Genomic DNA, 19292 nt, shown 5'->3' with positions numbered 1-19292 from the left:
TTGTCGCCCACTTTCGGTCACGGCCTCGGGCGGGGGTGGTGGGGGGGGGGGGCCCCCCCCCCCCCCCGGGGGGGGGCGGGGCCCCCCCCCCCCCCCCCCCCCACGATCCCCTCCCCCCGGGAAGTGTCTCTCCACTCCGGTCCGCCGATTCACCCCTTCGGGCAGGCGCTCGGAGTGAAACGGGGGAGCGCTGGGGGGCGCGTTCGGCCTGTGTGGTTCTCGGAGTGATCACCGCCGACCTACCGTCGATCCATGGGACGCGGGGACCTCGGAGCGCTGGTACGGATCTGCGATCCGGCGGGCCGGCCGCGCGGAACGGGCTTCGCGGCCGACGACCGGGGGACGGTCGTCACGAGTCACGAGGCCGTCGACGGTCTCGTACGGATTCTGCTGCGCGCTGTCGGCGAGGGCACGCGCGATCACGTCGCCGAGGCCGATGACGTCACCCTGCTGCCCGGGACCGGCCTCGCGCTCGTCCGGGCCGAGGGGCTCGGCGTCCGCCCGCTGCCGGTCGCGGTGCGGACCGAGGTCGAGGCGGGGACGTACGTGAGGATCGCGGCGCACGGCTGGCGCGAGGCGCGGGTCCTGGGCCCGGCAGCCGTCACCTACGGGACCGGGGCTTCCTGGCCGGCCTGGGAGCTGGCCATCGGCACTGAGGGCGCGGAGGCGCTGCGGCTGGGCGGGCAGGCCACCGGCGGGCCCGTCGTCGACCCGGAGACCGGGGCCGTCCTCGGCGTCCTCGGCACCCCGCTGTACGGCGACCACCGGGCCGCCGGATACGCCCTGCCCCTCACGCCGGTGGGCCCGCTCGCGGAGCTGCTGAGGCGGAACGCGACGACCGCGCCGTGCTACGGGCGGGAACTCAATCTGGCGGCCGTCCTCGGACTCACCGCGACCTCCATGGCGTCCGCGACCGGGTCTGCCGCGGGGTCCGCCTGCGCGAGCGGGCGGTCGGGGGGCTGGCCCGCTCCGGTCGAACGGGCCGCCTGCGTAACTGAGTTCGCGGACTTCGCCGTCTCGGGCGCCCGCGTCCTCGCCCTCGTCGGCGCGCCCGGCAGCGGACGGACCACCGCCCTCGCCGCGCACTGCGCCGAGCGGGCCCGGGGCGCCGAACCGGCCCCCACGGTCTGGCTGCGCGGGGCGGACCTGCGGGCGTACGACACCTCGGTCGCCGATGCCGTGGCCCGCGTGCTGCGTCAGGCGGGCCGGATCGTCACCGCGTCGGGCACAGGGGGCGACCTGTCGACCGCCACCCCCGAACGGGTCGCCGCGCTCGCCCACGAGGCGGGCCGCCCCCTGCTGGTCGTCCTCGACGGCCCGGAGGAGATGCCGCCCGCCCTGGCGCACCGCCTCCCCGACTGGACGACGGGCACCGAGGCCTGGCTCGGCCGCCACCGGACGCGCCTGATGCTCGGCTGCCGCCCCGAGTTCTGGGAGCGGGCGACCCGCCTCCACGCGCCGGAGTCCCTGCACCGAGGGCCCGGGGCGCATGGCTCCGTCCCGCTCGGCGATCTGACCGAGGCAGAGGCGGCGCTCGCCCGGGCGGGGTACGGCCTCGCGGCGGGCGACGTCGCCTCCGACGACGCCCGGCACCCGCTCGTGCTGCGGCTGCTCGCCGAGGTCCGGGCCGCCGTGCCCGGGGGCGCGCCGGGACGGCCCGGGCGGGAGGAGGTGTTCGGGGCCTACCTCGACCTGATGTGCCTGCGGGTCGCGGTGCGGATCGCCGCCGGGTCCCGCCCGGTCCCGCGCGGTGCCGCCGTGCGGCGGCTGGCCGCGCGGGTCGCCGGGCAGGTCCACGAGGCGGCCCGCCGGTGCCTGGGGCCGGGACAGGGGGAGCTGGACCGGGGCTCCTTCGAGGAGATCTTCCCGTGGCGGACGGGCTGGGCCTCCGCCGTGCTGACGGAGGGGCTCGTCGTCCCGGCCGGCTCCGGCTACCGCTTCGGCCACGAGGAGCTCGCCGACTGGATCCAGGGCGCCCACCTGGACGTCGACGGGGCCCTGAGCGGCCTTGTCCACCGGCGGGGCGAGGGGGTCGAGGGCGCCCAGGGCCGCCTCCCCGCCCGCCCCGGCGCCCCGCACACGGCCATGGCACAGGGCCCCCTCCCCGTACCGCGGCACCGGATCGGGCCCGTCGTCCAGGCGCTTCTCCTGATGGACCGCGAGCACGGGGCCGAGGAGCTCGGGCGCCGGCTGACCGGCCTTGTCGAGGCCCTGGAGCGGCTCCGCGCGGACGGCCGGGCGACGGCGGACGCGGCCTGGTGGGCGTCCCGTCTGCTCGACCGGACCCTGCGCGGCCTTCCCGACCCCCGCCCCTACCTGCCGACCCTCCGCCGCCTGGCCGACCACCTGGGCGCCCACCCGACGGCCCCGGGCCCCGGCGACCCACCCCCGAGCCCCGCCCCCGGGCCCCGTGAGACCGTCCCCGCACCACGCCCGGCCCCGGAAGCACCGCCAGGAGGCCGCCTGGCCCCGACGGCCGCCTCGTGGCTTGCCTCGACCGCGGAGCCCGCGTCGACCGCGGCCCAGCCCTCCGCCGCCCCTCCCGCGTCGACCGCGGCCCAGCCCTCGGTCCCGGCCGCGTCCGCCCCGGCCCAGCCCTCGGCCTCGGAGCCTGCCTCGACCGCCGCCCAGCCCTCGGTCCCGGCCGCGTCCGCCCCGGCCCAGCCCTCGGCCTCGGATCCTGCCTCGACCGCGGCCCGGCCCTCGGTCCCAGCCGCGCGTCCAGCCCCGGCCGCGCCTCCCGCCCCGGCCCAGCCCTCGGCGCCGGCCCAGCCCTCGGCCCCGGCCGCGCCCCCAGCCCCGAACCCGGCCCCCGCCACCCCCCTTGCCCCCGCCGCCCCTCCCGCCCCCGCCACCCGCCCGGCGGCCCCCGTCCTCGCCGCCGTGTCTCCCGCGCTCTTCGGGCCCGCGTTCTGGGTGGGCCTGCGGGTGGGGGAAGGGGAGCGGGTCGATCTTCTGCGGCGGCTCGTGCCCGCCGATCCGCCGGCCGGGGGCCATGCCACGCCCCGGTTTCTCGACGTCGTCGCGGCACGGCTCGTCGCCGAGCCCCGGGGCGTGCAGCCCCTGCTCTGCCGCTGGTTCGGGGACGGGCGCGCCCTCCGCGCCGCCCCGCACGCCACCGTCGGGACGGCCGCACAGGCCCTGCTGCACACCCACCGCCACCTCGCCGTCGACGACCTGTGCGAGGCGCTCGTCGCCACCGCCCACCCGCTCGCCGAGGGGCTGCTCGCCGCGCTCGTCGAGGACGAACCGTCCGCCGTCTGCCGGGCCGTCGACCGCTGGGCCCACGACGACGGCAGGCTCGCCCGCCGCGCCGCCGCCGCCACGTACGGAGGTCTCGTCGCTAACCACGTCACGACCGGTCCCGACCGAGAGCTCCTCCGCTACGCCGCGCTCGCCCTGCTCGCCCGCCCCGCCGACGCGGCGCTGCACGGCCCCGCCCTCGGTCTCCTCGTCCGCGATCCGCACACCCGCCCCCGCCATCTGCCCCGCGCCCTGACGGACCCCCGCGTCCCCGCCGATGCGCTCACCGCCGCGCTCGCCACCGACCCCGACGCCGTGCTCGCCGCTCTCCAGGCCCGGCTGCACGGCCCCGGGGAGGCCGCCGGCGCGGCCCTGCGCGCGCTCGCCGAGGTCACCACCCCCGCCCTCGCCCGCCGCGCCGCCGCCCTCGTCCGCGAGTACGTCGACCGTCACCCCGACGGCGCCCGCCACGCCGCCGCCTTCGTCGACCGCCGCCTCGAACACGGCCCCGCCGCCAGGGCCGTCCTCTTCCCCCTGGTCACCGCCCTGATCCGGGGCCGTCCCGTGCAGGTCCGCAGCGCCCTCGCCCCGGTGCTCGCCGCGCCCGGCACCGGCGCCTCCCGCCTTCTGCGTACCGAACTCCTCGACGTACTCCTCGACCACGAGCGGTACGAGGCACGGGACCTGGCGGTTCTCGACGCCCTGCTGCGCGCCGCCGCGCTCGGCTGCGCCCGGCGCCCCGAGGTCCGCACCCGCGAGCTCGTCCACCGCGCCGGCCTCCTTCTCGTCCGTACCGCCGAGGGCGCGACCTGCCTCGACCGACGGCTCGTCGAGCTCGCCCGCGAGGTCCCCGCGTTCGCCGCCCACCTGACCGACTGGCTCGCCGCCGACCCCGACGCGTGGGCCGTCGTCGTCGGCCCCAGCACCCGTCGAACGGTCCAGCGGCTGCGCAGTTCCATGCCGATGCGAGTCGATGGCCGTGGGCATGGCAGTCTTAGACCTGCGTAATCGGCGAACAGGCGGACGAGGAGCGGTCACAGTGCAGCGCTGGCGTGGCTTGGAGGACATCCCCCAGGACTGGGGGCGCAGCGTCGTCACCATCGGCTCCTACGACGGGGTGCACCGCGGGCACCAGCTGATCATCGGACGGGCCGTCGAACGCGCCCGTGACCTCGGCGTCCCCTCGGTCGTCGTCACCTTCGAACCGCACCCTTCCGAGGTCGTGCGGCCCGGCAGCCACCCGCCGCTGCTCGCCGCGCACCCCCGCCGCGCCGAACTGATCGCGGAGCTGGGCGTCGACGCGGTCCTCGTCCTTCCGTTCACGGCCGAGTTCTCGCAGCTCTCCGCGGCGGACTTCATCGTGAAGGTCCTCGTCGACAAGCTGCACGCGAAGGCCGTCATCGAGGGCCCGAACTTCCGCTTCGGCCACCGTGCCGCCGGCAACGTCGGCTTCCTCGCGGAGCTGGGCGCCACCTACGACTACGAGGTCGAGGTCATCGACCTCTTCGTGAGCGGTACGGCGGGCGGCGGAGACCCCTTCTCCTCCACGCTCACCCGCCGCCTGGTCGCCGAGGGCGACGTGGAGGGCGCCGCCGAGATCCTCGGCCGTCCGCACCGCGTCGAGGGCATCGTCGTCCGGGGCGCGCAGCGCGGCCGCGAGCTCGGCTTCCCGACGGCCAACGTCGAGACCCTGCCGCACACCGCGATCCCGGCCGACGGCGTGTACGCCGGCTGGCTGACCGCCGCCGGGGAGCGCATGCCCGCCGCGATCTCGGTCGGTACGAACCCGCAGTTCAACGGCACGGAGCGGACCGTCGAGGCGTACGCCATCGACCGCGAGGGTCTCGATCTCTACGGCCTGCACGTGGCCGTGGACTTCCTGGCGTACGTACGCGGCATGCTCACGTTCGACACCCTGGACGACCTGCTCGAAGCGATGGCCGGGGACGTCAAGCGCTGCCGCGAGCTGACCGAGGCGTACGACAGGCAGAGCTGAGGCGCCCACCGGCCGGGCGGCCCACCGGCCGGGTGGCCCACCGGCCGGGTGGCCCACCGGCCGGGTGGCCCACCCGTCGTACGGCCCACCCGTCGTACGGCCCACTCGTCGTACGGCCCACCCGCCGGGCGGCCCCCCGCCCCCCCGGGACGGCCCGCCCGTCGAGCGCCCCCCGGCAGGCGCGCCCCGCCGAGCCGCCCGCGCCTCAGTCCGCCCGCACCCAGTGGCAGGCCACGTCCCGGGTGCCGCCGCCCGGAAGCACCGGCAGGTCCTCCGTGCGGCAGCGGTCCGCCACCGGGGCCGCCTCGCCCGAGGCGAGGATCTGGCAGCGGGCGTGGAAGCGGCAGCCGGACGGGATCCGGGACGGGTCCGGGGGCTCGCCCGTCAGGACCACCGGAGGGCCCTCGGACTCCGGAAGCACCGACAACAACGCCCGTGTGTACGGATGCCGAGGCTCCGTCAGCACGGACTCCACCGTGCCCGTCTCCACGATCCGCCCCAGATACATCACCGCCACCCGGTCCGCGATGTTCCACGCGAGACCCAGGTCGTGCGTCACGACCAGCGCCGACAGGCCCAGCTCGTCCCGGAGCCGTAGCAGCAGCGCCAGGATCTCGCCCCGTACCGACGCGTCCAGCGAGGCCACCGGCTCGTCCGCGACGATCAGCTCCGGCTGGAGGACCAGCGCGCCCGCGATGACGACACGCTGACGCTGACCGCCCGACAGCTCGTGCGGGTACCGCAGGAAGAAACGCTCCGGCGGCCGCAGACCCGCCCGCGCCAGCGCCTCCCCGACCGCCGCCCGCTCGTCCCCCTCGTCCCCCTCGTACCCGTGGATCCGCAGCCCCTCCGCCACCGCGTCGTACACGGTGTGCCGGGGGTTCAGCGAGCCGCTGGGATCCTGGAGGACCAGCTGGGCGCGCCTGCGGTACGCCTTGAGGGCGCGGGAGTTGTACGCGAGCGGCTCACCGGCGAAGGTGACCGCGCCGGCCGTCGGCTCCACGAGCCCGAGCAGCGACCGCGCCAGGGTGGTCTTGCCGCACCCCGACTCGCCGACCAGCGCCACGATCTCCCCGGGGCCGATGTCCAGGTCCACCCCGTCCACGGCGCGCGCGGCCGGGTCTCCCCGCCGGCCGGGGAAGGTGACCCGCAGCCCGCTCGCCGACAGCAGCGGGACGGGCGCCGCCGGGTCCTCCGTCACCGTCCCGCCCGCTCCCGACGGCGAACCGTCCGGTGTCAACGGTTTCATGAGCCACTCCCCACGTGTACGCAGGCCGCCCGGCGCCCCGCGCCCGCGTCCCGCAGTTCCTGGTCCCGTACCCCGCAGACGTCGTCCACCGCCACCGGACAGCGCGGATGGAACGCGCACCCGCCCGGCAGGTCGGCCGGGTCCGGCGGATCGCCCGGCAGCCCGCGCGGCGCCCGCCGGGAGGTGAGGTCGCCGATCCTCGGGAAGGCCGACGACAGCGCGCGGCCGTACGGATGCTCCGCCGCGTCGTACACCGCCCGCGCCGGCCCCTCCTCCACCACCCGCCCCGCGTACATCACCGCGAGCCGGTCGCAGGTGTCCGCGAGGACCGCCAGATCGTGACTGATCATCAGCAGGCTGATGTCGTCGTCCGCCACCAGGCCCTCGATCAGCCGCAGGATCTGCGCCTGGATCATCACGTCCAGCGCCGTCGTCGGCTCGTCCGCCACGATCAGCCGGGGATCGCAGGCGAGCGCCATCGCGATCATCACTCGTTGCCGCTGCCCGCCGGACAGCTCGTGCGGGTACGCCGACCGCCGCGCCGCCGGCAGCCCGACGTGCTCCAGCAGCTCCCCGACCCGCTTCCGCGCCGCCGCCGGCGTCGCACGCCCGTGCACCAGCAGCGGCTCCGCGATCTGGTCGCCGATCCGCCGCACCGCGTTCAGCGAGTGCATCGCGCCCTGGAAGACGATCGACGCCCCCGCCCAGCGCACCGCCCGCAGCCGCCCCCACTTCATGGTGAGGACGTCCTCGCCGTCGAGCAGGATCTGCCCGTCCAGCCGCGCGGAGGGCGGCAGCAGCCGCAGCAGCGCGAGGGCCATCGTCGACTTGCCGCAGCCCGACTCGCCCGCCACCCCGAGCTTCTGCCCGGCGGCCAGGGTGAGGTCGACGCCCCGTACGGCAGGGACGGCGTTCGCCCCCGACCCGTACGTCACGCTCAGGTTCCGTACCTCCAGCAGGCTCATCGCCCCACCCCCAGCTTCGGGTTCAGCACCGATTCCACGGCCCGCCCGCAGAGCGTGAAGGCGAGCGCGACCAGCGCGATCGCGATCCCGGGCGGGGCGAGGTACCACCAGTGGCCGGACGAGACCGCGCCGGCCTCCCGCGCGTCCTGGAGCATGCCGCCCCAGGAGACCACCGTCGGATCGCCGAGGCCGAGGAAGGCCAGGGTCGCCTCGGTGAGGATCGCGGTCGAGATGCCGAGCGTGGTCTGCGCCAGGACCAGCGGCATCACGTTCGGCAGCACGTGCCGGCTCATGATGTGCCCGTGGCCGCCGCCGAGCGCCGTGGCCCGCTCGATGTACGGGCGGGACTCCACCGCGATCGTCTGGGCGCGCACGAGGCGGGCCGTGGTCGGCCAGCTGGTGACGCCGATCGCGAGGATCACCGTCCACATCGAGCGGGACATCACGGTCGCGAGGACGATCGCGAGGACGAGCGTCGGCATGACGAGGAACCAGTCGGTGATCCGCATGACGACCGTCGAGAACCAGCCGCCGTAGTGCCCGGCGATAATCCCGACGAGCGTGCCGATGGCGACCGAGAGCGCCGCCGCGAGCAGGCCGACGAGCAGCGAGATCCGCGCGCCCCAGATCAGCAGGCCCAGTAGCGAGCGCCCGAACTGGTCGGTCCCGAGCGGGAACGCGGCGCTCGGCGACTCCAGCGCCGTACCCGGCGCGTTCGTCACCGACTGCACGTCCGAGCCGACGATCAGCGGTGCGGCGAGCGCGAGCAGCGCGATCAGGGCCAGTCCGGCCAGGCCGTAGAGCCCGGCGCGGTGGGTCCGGTACTGCTTCCAGAAGCGGGACACCGTACCGCGCCGGCGTTCCCACGCGAGAGAGGAGAGTGACGAGGAGGTCATCGGCCCACCCGGGGGTCGAGCAGCGGATAGAGCAGGTCGGCGATCAGGTTCATCACGATCATCGCGCCCGCGAAGACCACGAACAGCCCCTGCACCAGCGGCAGATCGGGCACGCTCAGCGCCTGGTAGAACAGCCCGCCGAGGCCGGGCCAGGAGAAGACCGTCTCCACCAGGATCGATCCCGCCGCCACATGGCCCAGGTTGATGAAGACCATGGTCACCGTCGGCAGGAGCGCGTTCGGCACGGCGTGCCGGCGCCGTACGACGTCGTCGCGCAGCCCCTTGGCCCGCGCGGTCGTCAGATAGTCGCTGCCCATCTCGTCGAGGAGCGAGGAGCGCATCACCAGCAGGGTCTGCGCGTACCCCACCGCCACCAGGGTCACCACCGGCAGCACCATGTGGTGGGCGACGTCGAGGACGTACGCGAAGCCGGTCTCGCCCGTGCCCGACTCCATGCCGCCGGTCGGGAAGAGCCCCGGGATCGGGCCGATGCCGACCGAGAAGACGATGATCAGGAGCAGCCCGAGCCAGAACGACGGCACGGACCACAGCGTCAGCGCGACGCCGGTGTTCACCTTGTCGCCGAGGCCGCCGTGGTGCCACGCGGAGCGGGTGCCGAGCCAGAGCCCGAGCGAGGAGTAGAGCACCACGGCCACCCCGGTGAGCAGCAGCGTCGCCGGCAGCTTCTGCGCGATGAGCTCGCCGACCGGGGCGTGGAACTGGTACGAGGTGCCGAGGTCGCCGGTCAGCGCCCTGGCGCAGTAGTCGGTGAACTGCTGCCACATCGGCAGGTCGAGGCCGAACTGCCGTCGCAGGGTGGCCAGCTGCTCGGCCGAGGTGGGGACGCCGTGGGTCATCGCCTTGACCGGGTCGCCCGGGATGATCCGGAACAGGAAGAAGCTGGTGACCAGCACAGCGAAGAGCGAGACGGCGGCGCCGCCCAGCTTGCCGGCCACGTAACGGAGGTACGGGAGGGTCGTCCCCGTGCGGGAGGCGCCGTCCGTGGTGCGGACCGGTTCGGTCCGCACCACGTCGGCGGGGGTGCTGGGCGTGCTTGCCGTTGTCACGTCGTCGCTCTTCGCCTTCGCTCTCGGCCGTGCGCTCTGGGCTCGTCTACTCGCGGTCGTCGGCGGTGGAGCGGCGCCGCATGCCGAGGAAGATCCCGAACCCGACCACGACGACCACGGCGGCCCCGATGCCGACGATCACCCCGGTGGACGATCCGCCGTCCGTGGAGGACTCGGACCCGGCGGCGGAGGCGGCCGGCACGGCCGACCACCAGCTCCAGTAGCCGTCCTGGCCCCAGAGGTTGCCGGCGGCGGCCGGCATGGTCGTGATGGACTTGATCTGGTCCGTGCGGTACGCCTCCAGGGCGTTCGGGTAGGCCATGATGTTCATGTACCCCGTGTCGTACAGCCTGGACTGCATCCGCTTGACCAGATCCGCCCGCTTGGCGGCGTCGTACTCCGCCGCCTGCTGCGCGTAGAGCGTGTCGAACTGCTTGTCGCAGATGAAGTTGTCGGTGGCGCCGGTGTCCTTCGGGGTCGCGGGCAGAGTGCCGCAGGTGTGGATCGACAGGACGTAGTCCGGGTCGGGGTTGACCGACCAGCCGTCGAAGGCGAGGTCGTAGTCGCCCTTGGTCCACGGGTCGCCCACGTTGTCGAGGCACTCGACCTTCAGCCCGATGCCGAGCTCCCCCCACCACTCCTGGAGGTACTTGCCGACCGCCTTGTCGTTCGGGTCGGTGGCGTGGCAGAGGATCCGGAAGTCCAGCGCCCTGCCGTCCTTGCCGACCCGCTTGCCGTCACCGTTCTTCTTGTACCCGGCCTGGTCCAGGAGCTGGGCGGCCTTGGCGGGGTCGTAGCCGAGCTTCTGCTCGGCGCTCGGCTTCCAGAAGTACGACGAGAACCGAGGCGGGACGTAGCCCTCGCCCTCGACGGCGTGGCCCTGGAAGACCTTGTCGACGATGGTGGTCCGGTCGACGGCGAGGAAGAGCGCCTTGCGGACGGCCGGGTCGAGCAGCGCGGGATGGCCGTTGCCGAAGGTCTTGCCGTCCTTCGAACGGGCGCCCGGGTTGGTGGCCAGGGCGAAGAAGCGACGTCCGGGGGCGTCGTTGACCTTGATGTTCTTCATCGTCTTCAGGGCGGCGGCCTGAGCGGGCGTCAGGTTCGATACGAACGACACCTCACCCTTCTGCAGCGCGGCGACGGCCGCGTCACCGTCCTTGTAGTACTTGAACACGAGCTCGTCGAAGTTCGGCGTGCCGCGCCAGAACTTCTTGTTCGGCTTCATCTTGATGTACTGGTCGACCTTGAAGTCCGTGATGACGAACGGGCCGTTGCCGACGATCGGGAACCGCTGGTCGTTGTTGAACTTCGAGAAGTCGCCGACCTTCTCCCAGACGTGCTTGGGCACGATCGGCACGTCCAGCGCCGTCATGGTGGCCTGCGGCTTCTTCAGCTCGATGACGAGCGTCCGGGGGTCGGGCGCGGTGACCTTCTTGAAGTTGGACGTGAAGCTGCCGTTGGCGGTGGCGGCGTTCGGGTCCGTCATCATCTTGTTGAAGGTCCAGGCCGCGTCCTCGGCGGTGGCCGGCTTTCCGTCGGACCACGTCGAGTCCGCGCGGATCGTGTAGGTCCAGGTCAGCTTGTCGGAGGAGGGCGTCCACGCGGTCGCCAGGCCCGGGATCGGCCGGGCGTCCTTCGCGTCGTAGTTCGTCAGGTACTCGTACGCCAACCGGTGGATGCTGGTCGACACGAGCTTCTGGGCGAGGAACGGGCTCAGCGAGTCGACGCTCTGCGAGACGGCGACCGTGAGGGTGGTGCCGCTGCTCTTCCCGTCCCCGTCCGCCGCGTGCGCGGAGGGGGCGCTGACCTGGGGTACGGCCAGGAGCGTGGTGGCGGTGACGCCTGCGGCGAGGAGGAGCCGGGGGAGTCGAGCGGCGACTCTTCGGGGGGCTGCGGGGCGGGGCGGGACCTTCGTGACCATGACCATAGGACGTACCTCGCGTCGTGGATCTTGGGCGCCAACTGGTGAAGCGAAGGTTTATCAGCGGTGGACAAGGGTCGTCAACGATGACTCAAACCCCTTGTGGGCTGCGGGAATGCAAGGAGGCCCCGCACCGGGGAGCCGGTGCGGGGCCTCATTGGTCTACTCCTGTGACGCCTTACTGCTGAGGGGCTGGCGGAGCCTGCGGCGGCGTCTCCGGAGCCTGCTGCTGGTGCTGCTGCGGCCAACCGGGGGGCGGCACGGGCGCGTTCGGATCGACGGGCGCGGGCTGGGGCTGGGCCTGCGGCTGGGGGTGCGCCGGAGGCTGCTGCTGCCAGCCCTGGTCCGGCTGCGGCGGGTAGGGCTGGGGGAGGCCGGGCGCCTGGGGCTGCTGGCCCTGGGGGTAGGGCTGCGGGTAGGGCTGGGGCGCGTACGGCTGTGCCTGTCCCTGCTGCGGGGGGTAGGGCTGGGGCTGGCCGGGCAGCGGCATGGGCTGCCCGGGGTCGGCCTGACCCGGGGCGGGGTAACCGGGCACGGGCTGCTGGCCGGGAGCGACCTGACCGGGCATCGGCTGGCCGGGCATGGGCTGACCGGGCATGGGCTGCTGGCCGGGCGTGGGCTGCGGGGCGTACGGCTGCTGGCTCTGGCCGGGCATCGGCTGGCCCGGGATCTGCTGGCCCGGGATCTGCTGGCCGGGCACCGGCTGGCCCGGGATCTGCTGGCCGGGCATCGGCTGGCCCGGGGCCGGCGGGGCCATGTGCGGCGGGACGCCGGCGCCCTGGCCGCCGTCACCCGTCCACAGGCCCTGGACCTGCTGGGCCCGGACGAAGTCCTCGGCGACCATCGCCGACAGGTGGAAGTACGCCTCGCGGGTCTTCGGCCGCATCATGTCGAGATCGACCTCGGCGCCTGCGGACAGGTGCTCGTCGAACGGTACGACCACCACACCCCGGCAACGCGTCTGGAAGTGCTGCACGATGTCGTCGACCTTGATCATCTTTCCGGTCTCGCGGACCCCGGAGATGACCGTGATCGAGCGCTGCACCAGGTCCGCGTAGCCGTGCGCGGAGAGCCAGTCGAGGGTGGTCGACGCGCTGGAGGCGCCGTCGACGGACGGCGTGGAGATGATGATCAGCTGGTCGGCGAGGTCGAGCACACCGCGCATGGCGCTGTAGAGCAGACCGGTGCCGGAGTCGGTGAGGATGATCGGGTACTGCTTGCCGAGGACGTCGATCGCCCGCCGGTAGTCCTCGTCGTTGAACGTCGTCGAGACGGCCGGGTCCACGTCGTTGGCGAGGATCTCCAGGCCGGACGGCGCCTGCGAGGTGAAGCGGCGGATGTCCATGTACGAGTGGAGGTACGGGATCGCCTGCACGAGGTCACGAATGGTGGCCCCGGTCTCGCGCCGCACCCGGCGGCCGAGCGTGCCGGCGTCGGGGTTGGCGTCGATGGCGAGGATCTTGTCCTGCCGCTCGGTGGCCAGGGTCGCGCCCAGGGCGGTGGTCGTCGTGGTCTTGCCGACACCGCCCTTGAGGGAGATGACCGCGATCCGGTAGCAGGAGAGGACCGGCGTACGGATCAGGTCGAGCTTCCGCTGCCGCTCGGCCTCCTCGCGCTTGCCGCCGAGCTTGAAGCGGGCGGAGGCGCCGGGGTTCCGGCTGGACTTGGCCTTCTGCTTGTTGTTGCGCAGCAGGCGGTCCGAGGAGAGCTCGACGGCGGCGGTGTACCCGAGCGGAGCGCCCGGCACGGACCGCTCGCGCTGGTCGTGCGCGACGGGCGTGGGCCACCCGGCACCGCTCCGCGGATCGATCGGCGCCTGCGGCGGCACCTGTCCCTCGTGCTGCGGCTGCCCGGGCACGGCCCCGTGCGGGGGCTGGGGTGCCTGGGGCGCGGGCTGCGCTCCGGGGTGCGGGAAGCCGTAGCCACCCTGCGGCGCGGGGGCTTCGCCCTGCTGGGGGAAGCCGTAACCGCCCTGGGCCGGTGCCTGCTCCGGTGCTTGGGCCTGTGCCTGCGGGGGTACGGGCGCGGACTGGCCGGGCTGCGGGAACCCGTAACCGCCCTGCGGCGCCTGAGGCGCGGGCTGCGGCATGGGCGCCGGCACGGGCTGCTGGCCGGGCTGCGGGAAACCGTACCCGCCCGGAGCAGGTGCCTGTGCCTGCGGCGCGGGGGCTTCGCCCGGCTGCGGGAACCCGTACCCGCCGTGCGCCTGAGCTGCCTGCGCCTGCTGCGGTACGGGAGCGGCCTGGGGCTGCGGCTGGCCGGGTTGGGGGAAGGCGTACCCGCCCTGCGGCGCGGAGGCGTCGGTCGCCTGAGGCGCGGGCGCGGGCTGCGGCGCGGGCTGCTGGCCGGGCTGCGGGAAGGCGTATCCGCCCTGCGGCGCGGGGGCGTCGGCTGCCTGAGGCGCGGGTGCGGGCTGCGGCGCGGGCTGCTGGCCGGGCTGCGGGAAGCCGTAACCACCCTGCGGCGCGGGGGTGCCGGCTGCCTGAGACGCGGGCTGCGGGAACCCGTAACCACCCTGCGGCGCCGGGGCCTCGGCTGCCTGCGGCGCGGGCTGCTGGCCCGGCCGCGGGAAGCCGTACCCGCCCTGCGGCGGTGCGGGAGCCGGCTGGGCCGGCCACGCGGGGGGCTGAGGCGCCACAGGGGCCGGGGCGGGCTGCTCGTCGGCGGGCGCCTGGGCGGGCCAGTGCGGCACGGCGGGGGGAGCCGCGGGCTGGAACGAGGGCGGCAGCGGAGGCAAGCCGTCCGCGCCCTGCGGCGCCACGGGGTTCGCGGGCGGCGCGGGCACCGACGGGAGGGGCTGCGGCAGCGCGAGGGGCGACGGCAGAGCCGCCGGGGGAGCGTCCTCCGGCTCGGCGGGGGCGGGCGGCGCGGGGGCGTCGTTCGGCTCGGCGTCCTCGTTCGCGGGCGCGGCCGGTGCGGCAGGCGCCGCGTCCTCGGCCGGCTGCGGAGCCTCACCCGCGGGGGTCGGCGTGGCGGCGGGCGCGGGAGCCGCGTCGGGCGTGGGCAGCGCGAGCGCGAAACCGCTGTCGGGAGCGTCGGACGAGTCGGACTCGGCGGCGTCCGTGGCCGACCGCGCGGCCGGGGCGGAATCCTCGGGGGTGGAATCCCCCGGGGTCTCCGCCGAAGACGCCTCGGCGACGCCACCGAGGTCAGGGCCCCGGCCCGCGTCGGCGGACGCCGTGTCAGCGGCGGCGGCGCGCTCGGCGATCTCAGCCATCTCGCGCCGGAGCGCGGCTGAGGAGAAGCGCATCGTCGCGCCGCTCTCCACGTCGCCGTTCCCGGCGGGCTCGCCCTCGGCAGGCGCGGCGGAAGCGGCGGGCGCAGCAGGAGCCGCGGGCGGCTGCACGGCACCCGGCTGAACCGCACCGGGCTGCACGGCACCCGGCTGAACCGCACCGGGCTGCACGGCACCCGGCTGAACCGCACCGGGCTGCACCGGTCCGGGCTGAGCAAAGGGAGCGGACGAAGCCGACGGAACGGGAACGGGCGGAACGGGAACGGGCGGAACGGGAGCCGACGGAACGGGAGACGGAACCGGAGCCACGCCAGGCGCGCCCGGCACACCACCCGCACCAGGCACACTCGGAACACCAGGCGCACTCGCCGCACCAGGCGCACTCGCCGCACCAGGCGCACTCGCCGCACCAGGCACGTTGGGTTCGTAGCCGCTGCCCGCCGGAAGCCCCGGGACGGCAACGGGCGCATCGCTCGGCGGCGGTGGGGTCACGCCGCCCGCACCACCTGTTCCCCCGGCGTTCTGCGTGTACCAGGCCGGAGGGGTGTAGTCGATGGTGAACTCACCCGTCATCTCGGCGGGATCCGCGTCGGACTGATCATCGGCGGGTGGATTCCAACCCCCGTGGATCTCGTCCCGATCGCCGTTCACTTTGCCTCCTGGTGTGGTCGCGCACCCTTGTGCTGTCGTGGGCGGGCCCTCCCACCCTAATCGCCAACCGTGTGCGCCGGGCAGGCCCGACCGCCCGCGCACGCCTGTCCCGTAGGTCACGTATCGCCCCCAAGTGACCTGCCCGCGCCGCAGAGTGAAATCCACAGCGCCACGAGACGCGCCAAAACCATCAAAAACGGACGGACTTGGTGGGCGTCCTCCGGCTCAGTCCATCCGGCGGGCGTTGCCCAACAATCCGGTCTCGGCCTCCGTGGCCTGTGTCATGACGAACTGCCGGTCCCCCGGCGTGCACCACAGGGTCACACCGTCGGCGAGCGTCGACAACGCCTCCGACTCCGCGCTCGGCAACCCCATGATCCGGCCGAGCTGCGCGGCCTCGTCCGGGGAGACACGCTGGACCCCTACCAGGGAGGACTTCTCGAGGAGGCGAGGTGCCACCGGGCTCAGGTACGGCAGCAGCGTCACGACCGACTGCCAGGGCCCGGACACGACCCGCCCTCGCGGGGGACGCATCCCGCAGTCCCGCACCACGACCACCGGGCTGCCGGCAGAGGCGCCCTGCGGCGGGACCCGGCCGACGTCGTGCAGCGTGATGCACGGCTGCCCCCCGCCCGCGGCCTGCGCGAGCGTCGTCCAGACCGGCGCGCGGCCGGTCTCCACGGCGACCCGCGCACCCGTCGCGGCGGCGCGCAGCGCCATCACCTGCGCCGTCCACAGACCGCCGATCAGCGTCACGTCGTACGGCGTCGGCCTGTTGATGCCGAGGACGGCGGGCCGCCCCCCGGCGTCCACACCGATGACCATGCCGTCGTCGCCGACGGGCAGGCTCAGCGCGCCGAGTTGTTCCAGCGGTACGGAGTGCCGGTCGCGGCGCGGCCCGATGAGCCCGAAGCCGAACCGGGGCTTCCCGCTCCGACCCGTACCCCGACCGGAGCGGCCCGTGGACGACCGACCTGCGGAGGACATCAACGCGCACCCCCGAGCGGTAGCGAAGCCAGCATCCCCGGCACCTGTTCGCGGTCGAGCCGCACCAGGCCCGTCCTCACCCCGCGCGCCGCGCGCTCCAATTCGTGCCGCGCCGCCACCAGCTCCTCGTCACTGCGTCCCGTGATCCGTACGTGCCCGGCCACCGTCACCTCCTGGCGGTCGCCGCCGCTCAGCGTCAGGCTGAACGTCGTCGCGAGCGCGGGAAGCGAGGTCAGCAGGGCGACCAGCTGCGGCATCGACGCGCCGGGACCACCCGGTCCGGCCGCGCCGCCGAGGTGCGGCCAGCGCCCCACCCAGTACGTCGTGTGCCGGCGGTCGTCCACCCGCCAGGTCCGCGCGGTCTCCTGGGTCCGCCGGCCCTGCGCCTGTCCGCGCCCGGCCTGCGTGATCGCCATCGGGCTCGCGCAGGTGGACGTGGCGAGCGCGGCGACGAGCTCCTGCTCCGTGAGCACGGTCGCCCGGAAACCGGACCCCGCCAGCCGGCTCGCCAGCTGGTCGGCCGTCCGCACCACGCACTTCTGCGCGCCGGTCAGGCCGCCCCCGCGCGCGGCGACGGCCTCCGGGCACAGCTCAGGGTCCAGCTTCAGCGCCACCCACGTGACCCGGACCGCCGGTGACCCCGTCTGCGCCTGGAGCGGGGCGTAGTTGCGCGCGGCCATCGACTGCGCGGGCAGGTGCGGGGCGGGCGCCGGCTGCGTGTGCTGCACGATCTGCGCGGACTCGAGCCGGATCCCGTCCACGTCCAGGACGTCACGCAGCAGCGCGACGGGCAGCGGCCGCGCCGAGCGGTCCGGACGCAGCGCCGTGGCCTCCGAGTCGACGCGTACGACCACCGTGAGGAACGTACCGTCGCCGATCATCCCGACCGGCCGGCGGTCCCGGTCGCTGTACGCGTACGTCCGCAGCGCCGGATCGCACTCCACGACCGGCGCGAGCCCCGGCTCCGTACCCTCCGGCACCGTGAACGAGGCTGCCCTGCGCGTACGCGCGCGCAGCGTGAGGAACGTGCCGAGCCACTCCGGCAGCGACCTGCGGTGCCGGCGGACCACCGCGAGCAGCACGAGGACCACCGCGAGGAGCGCCGCCGGGACCAGGAGCATCGGATCGACGACCCACGCCACCAGGAGCAGAGCGGCCGCTCCCTCAATCAGTACGAGTTGTTGCAATCGGAACGATCCGAAGTGTCCCGGGCGCGCCTGAAGGCGGGGCGAGACGGTGGACGGCGCACCGGCGGTCGGGGGCGTGGCGGAACGAGGGGAGGGTGCGGCCGCGCGGGACCGTGTCCGCGTCGCGGATGCCATCATGGAGAATCCCCCCAAATTCGTCCCGATCACCCTCGCCCGCCAGGTCTTTGGCGGCCCGATCACCCTACCCGGCCCCCAGACGCCGGGGGACAGCAGGCATAGTAGGGGGCCGGTCCGACAGCCGGAGCCCGGGTGCCACGCCCCCCGAAGGCAACGGTGAAGACTGCGCCTGACGAAAAATGGGGACTCATGGCATCACGGCGGGATGAGCTCAACGCGTACACCTTTGCGAAGAAGCGCACGGTGGCCGCCTTCCTCCAACCTTCTCCCTCCGGTACGGAGGAGGGGGCGCCGAGGCCGCTGCGCGCGGTCGTGCCCGGGCTCGTCGTCGGCGCGCTGGTCCTGGCCGGTTTCGGCGCGTGGGGCATGTTCAGCCCCAAGGCCCCCAAGGGCTGGGACAAGCCGGGCACCAAGGTGATCGTCGGCAAGCAGTCGACCACCCGCTACGTGGTGCTCACCACCGGCAAGGGCAAGGACAGCAAGACCCTCCTCCACCCCGTACTCAACCTCGCCTCCGCACGGCTCCTGCTGACGCCGCAGTCCTTCTCGGTCATCCAGGTCGCCGACGAGGTGCTCGACGGCGGCAAGCCCCCGCGCGGCCCGATCCTCGGCATCCCCTACGCGCCGGACCGGCTCCCCTCACCGGGCGAGGCCGGCACCGCCAAGCGGTGGGCCGTCTGCGAACAGCCGGGCGGCGGCAAGGGCGGCAGCGTCCAGAAGGCCACCTTCGTCTTCGCGCAGCGGGACTTCACCCGGACCGAAGGGCCCGGGCAGCTCAAGGACGGACAGATCATGTACGTCAAGGGCCAGAAGGGCAGCACCCGCTACCTGGTCGACCACCGGGGCACGAAGTACGAGATTCCCGGGGCGCCCGACGAGTCCGCCGGACTCACCACCGCGCTCGTCGGCCTCAACAAGGAACCGCAGCAGGTCACCGACGACTGGCTGAACACCCTGCACACCGGCAGCCCCATCGGGTTCCCGCAGCTCCCCGGCCGGGTCGGCGCGCCCGCCGGAGTCGGCGGCGGCCTCAGCCAGACCGAGGACCGGGTGGGCATGGTCCTGCTCGCCCAGACCGGTTCCGGACCGCAGCACTACGTCGTCCTGCCGGGCAAGGTCCAGCCGGTCTCCGCGTTCACGGCCTGGCTGCTCATCAACTCCCCGCAGACCGACCCGCTCGACATGGACGGCCGGGTCACCACCGTCGACGCGGCCTCCTTCACCCCGGACTCCGCCACCTTCGGCACCCAGTACCGCTGGCCGGCCCGCAAGTCGGAGCAGGTCAACACGGTGACCGGCGCCGCCGCCCGGGACACCATCTGCTCCGTCCTGAACAGCGTCGACGACAAGGGCGCCACGACCCTCACCACCTGGGCGGGCACGACGTACCCGGCCGAGATCACAGCGGGTGGCACCAGCACGTACGTCACCCCGGGCAGCGGGCTCCTCTACACCCAGGTCCAGGGCAACCAGACCAAGCCGGACGGCTCGCTCTTCCTCGTCACCGACACCGGACTGCGGTACGCGGTGCAGGCGAACGGGGACAGCGACGCCGCCCGCTCCGACATCGGCAGCGGCGACCGCACCCAGCAGACGGACGGCCGCCCGGAACCGAGCGAGGCGCAGACGCGACTCGGCTACGAGAAGGTGACGCCGGTCCTCGTCCCCCTCGCCTGGTCGGAGTTCCTCTCCAAGGGCCCGAGACTCGACACCAACAGCGCGCGCCAGCCGCAGGGTTCGTAGGGGAGGGCGGCAGA

11 protein-coding genes are annotated in these 19292 nt (G+C 74.4%); 3 read left to right on the top strand and 8 right to left on the bottom strand.

All coding sequences use genetic code 11. The features are described 5' to 3' along the window. The first annotated feature begins 252 nt into the window (after positions 1–252). Positions 253–4251, top strand: coding sequence for a trypsin-like peptidase domain-containing protein (locus ACIPPS_RS00170; RefSeq protein WP_401424941.1), 3999 nt, complete (start codon positions 253–255; stop codon positions 4249–4251). Between the two features lie 31 nt (positions 4252–4282). Beyond that, positions 4283–5239 (top strand): bifunctional riboflavin kinase/FAD synthetase, encoded by a 957-nt coding sequence (locus ACIPPS_RS00165; protein ID WP_401424938.1) that lies wholly within the window; start codon positions 4283–4285, stop codon positions 5237–5239. 205 nt (positions 5240–5444) lie between these two features. Here the strand turns inward: ACIPPS_RS00165 and ACIPPS_RS00160 are convergent, their stop codons facing one another. From ACIPPS_RS00160 to eccE, 8 genes are all read right to left on the bottom strand, one after another. Beyond that, complete coding sequence (locus tag ACIPPS_RS00160; protein WP_401427117.1) at positions 5445–6590, bottom strand: oligopeptide/dipeptide ABC transporter ATP-binding protein; 1146 nt, start codon at positions 6588–6590, stop codon at positions 5445–5447. Next, positions 6485–7453, bottom strand: a complete 969-nt coding sequence (locus ACIPPS_RS00155; protein ID WP_401424936.1) for an ABC transporter ATP-binding protein — start codon at positions 7451–7453, stop codon at positions 6485–6487. The genes ACIPPS_RS00160 and ACIPPS_RS00155 overlap by 106 nt, the downstream gene beginning before the upstream one ends. Next, positions 7450–8349 (bottom strand): ABC transporter permease, encoded by a 900-nt coding sequence (locus ACIPPS_RS00150; RefSeq protein ID WP_401424933.1) that lies wholly within the window; start codon positions 8347–8349, stop codon positions 7450–7452. The genes ACIPPS_RS00155 and ACIPPS_RS00150 overlap by 4 nt, the downstream gene beginning before the upstream one ends. After that, positions 8346–9377, bottom strand: a complete 1032-nt coding sequence (locus tag ACIPPS_RS00145; RefSeq protein ID WP_401427114.1) for an ABC transporter permease — start codon at positions 9375–9377, stop codon at positions 8346–8348. Before ACIPPS_RS00145 ends, ACIPPS_RS00150 begins: the two co-directional genes overlap by 4 nt. Positions 9378–9462: 85 nt before the next feature. Then, the gene (locus ACIPPS_RS00140) at positions 9463–11337 is read right to left on the bottom strand and encodes an ABC transporter substrate-binding protein (RefSeq protein WP_401427112.1); all 1875 of its coding nucleotides are present in this window, start codon (positions 11335–11337) and stop codon (positions 9463–9465) included. 178 nt (positions 11338–11515) lie between these two features. After that, positions 11516–15223: an SCO5717 family growth-regulating ATPase gene (locus ACIPPS_RS00135; RefSeq protein WP_401424931.1), complete on the bottom strand. Its 3708-nt coding sequence runs from the start codon at positions 15221–15223 to the stop codon at positions 11516–11518. A 225-nt stretch (positions 15224–15448) separates the two neighbouring features. Next, complete coding sequence (locus ACIPPS_RS00130) at positions 15449–16210, bottom strand: hypothetical protein (protein WP_401424929.1); 762 nt, start codon at positions 16208–16210, stop codon at positions 15449–15451. Further along, positions 16210–17532: a type VII secretion protein EccE gene (eccE, locus tag ACIPPS_RS00125; RefSeq protein WP_401427109.1), complete on the bottom strand. Its 1323-nt coding sequence runs from the start codon at positions 17530–17532 to the stop codon at positions 16210–16212. Before eccE ends, ACIPPS_RS00130 begins: the two co-directional genes overlap by 1 nt. Positions 17533–17724: 192 nt before the next feature. On the opposite strand from eccE, the gene eccB reads away from it, so the two are divergent. Next, positions 17725–19278, top strand: coding sequence for a type VII secretion protein EccB (eccB, locus tag ACIPPS_RS00120; protein WP_401424927.1), 1554 nt, complete (start codon positions 17725–17727; stop codon positions 19276–19278). Positions 19279–19292: the final 14 nt, after the last annotated feature.

This window comes from Streptomyces sp. NPDC090127 (genome assembly GCF_044746945.1).
GTDB lineage: Bacteria > Actinomycetota > Actinomycetes > Streptomycetales > Streptomycetaceae > Streptomyces.
The sequence above is the reverse complement of the archived record's forward strand: the minus strand, read 5'-3'. Positions and strand labels throughout refer to the sequence as shown.

Bases quoted from the DNA above. Each gene is read 5' to 3' on its own strand.
- eccB (WP_401424927.1), top strand. From the start codon at position 17,725: ATGGCATCACGGCGGGATGAGCTCAACGCGTACACCTTTGCGAAGAAG.
- ACIPPS_RS00170 (WP_401424941.1), top strand. From the start codon at position 253: ATGGGACGCGGGGACCTCGGAGCGCTGGTACGGATCTGCGATCCGGCG.
- ACIPPS_RS00140 (WP_401427112.1), bottom strand. From the start codon at position 11,337: ATGGTCACGAAGGTCCCGCCCCGCCCCGCAGCCCCCCGAAGAGTCGCC.
- ACIPPS_RS00155 (WP_401424936.1), bottom strand. From the start codon at position 7,453: ATGAGCCTGCTGGAGGTACGGAACCTGAGCGTGACGTACGGGTCGGGG.
- ACIPPS_RS00150 (WP_401424933.1), bottom strand. From the start codon at position 8,349: ATGACCTCCTCGTCACTCTCCTCTCTCGCGTGGGAACGCCGGCGCGGT.
- eccE (WP_401427109.1), bottom strand. From the start codon at position 17,532: ATGGCATCCGCGACGCGGACACGGTCCCGCGCGGCCGCACCCTCCCCT.
- ACIPPS_RS00130 (WP_401424929.1), bottom strand. From the start codon at position 16,210: ATGTCCTCCGCAGGTCGGTCGTCCACGGGCCGCTCCGGTCGGGGTACG.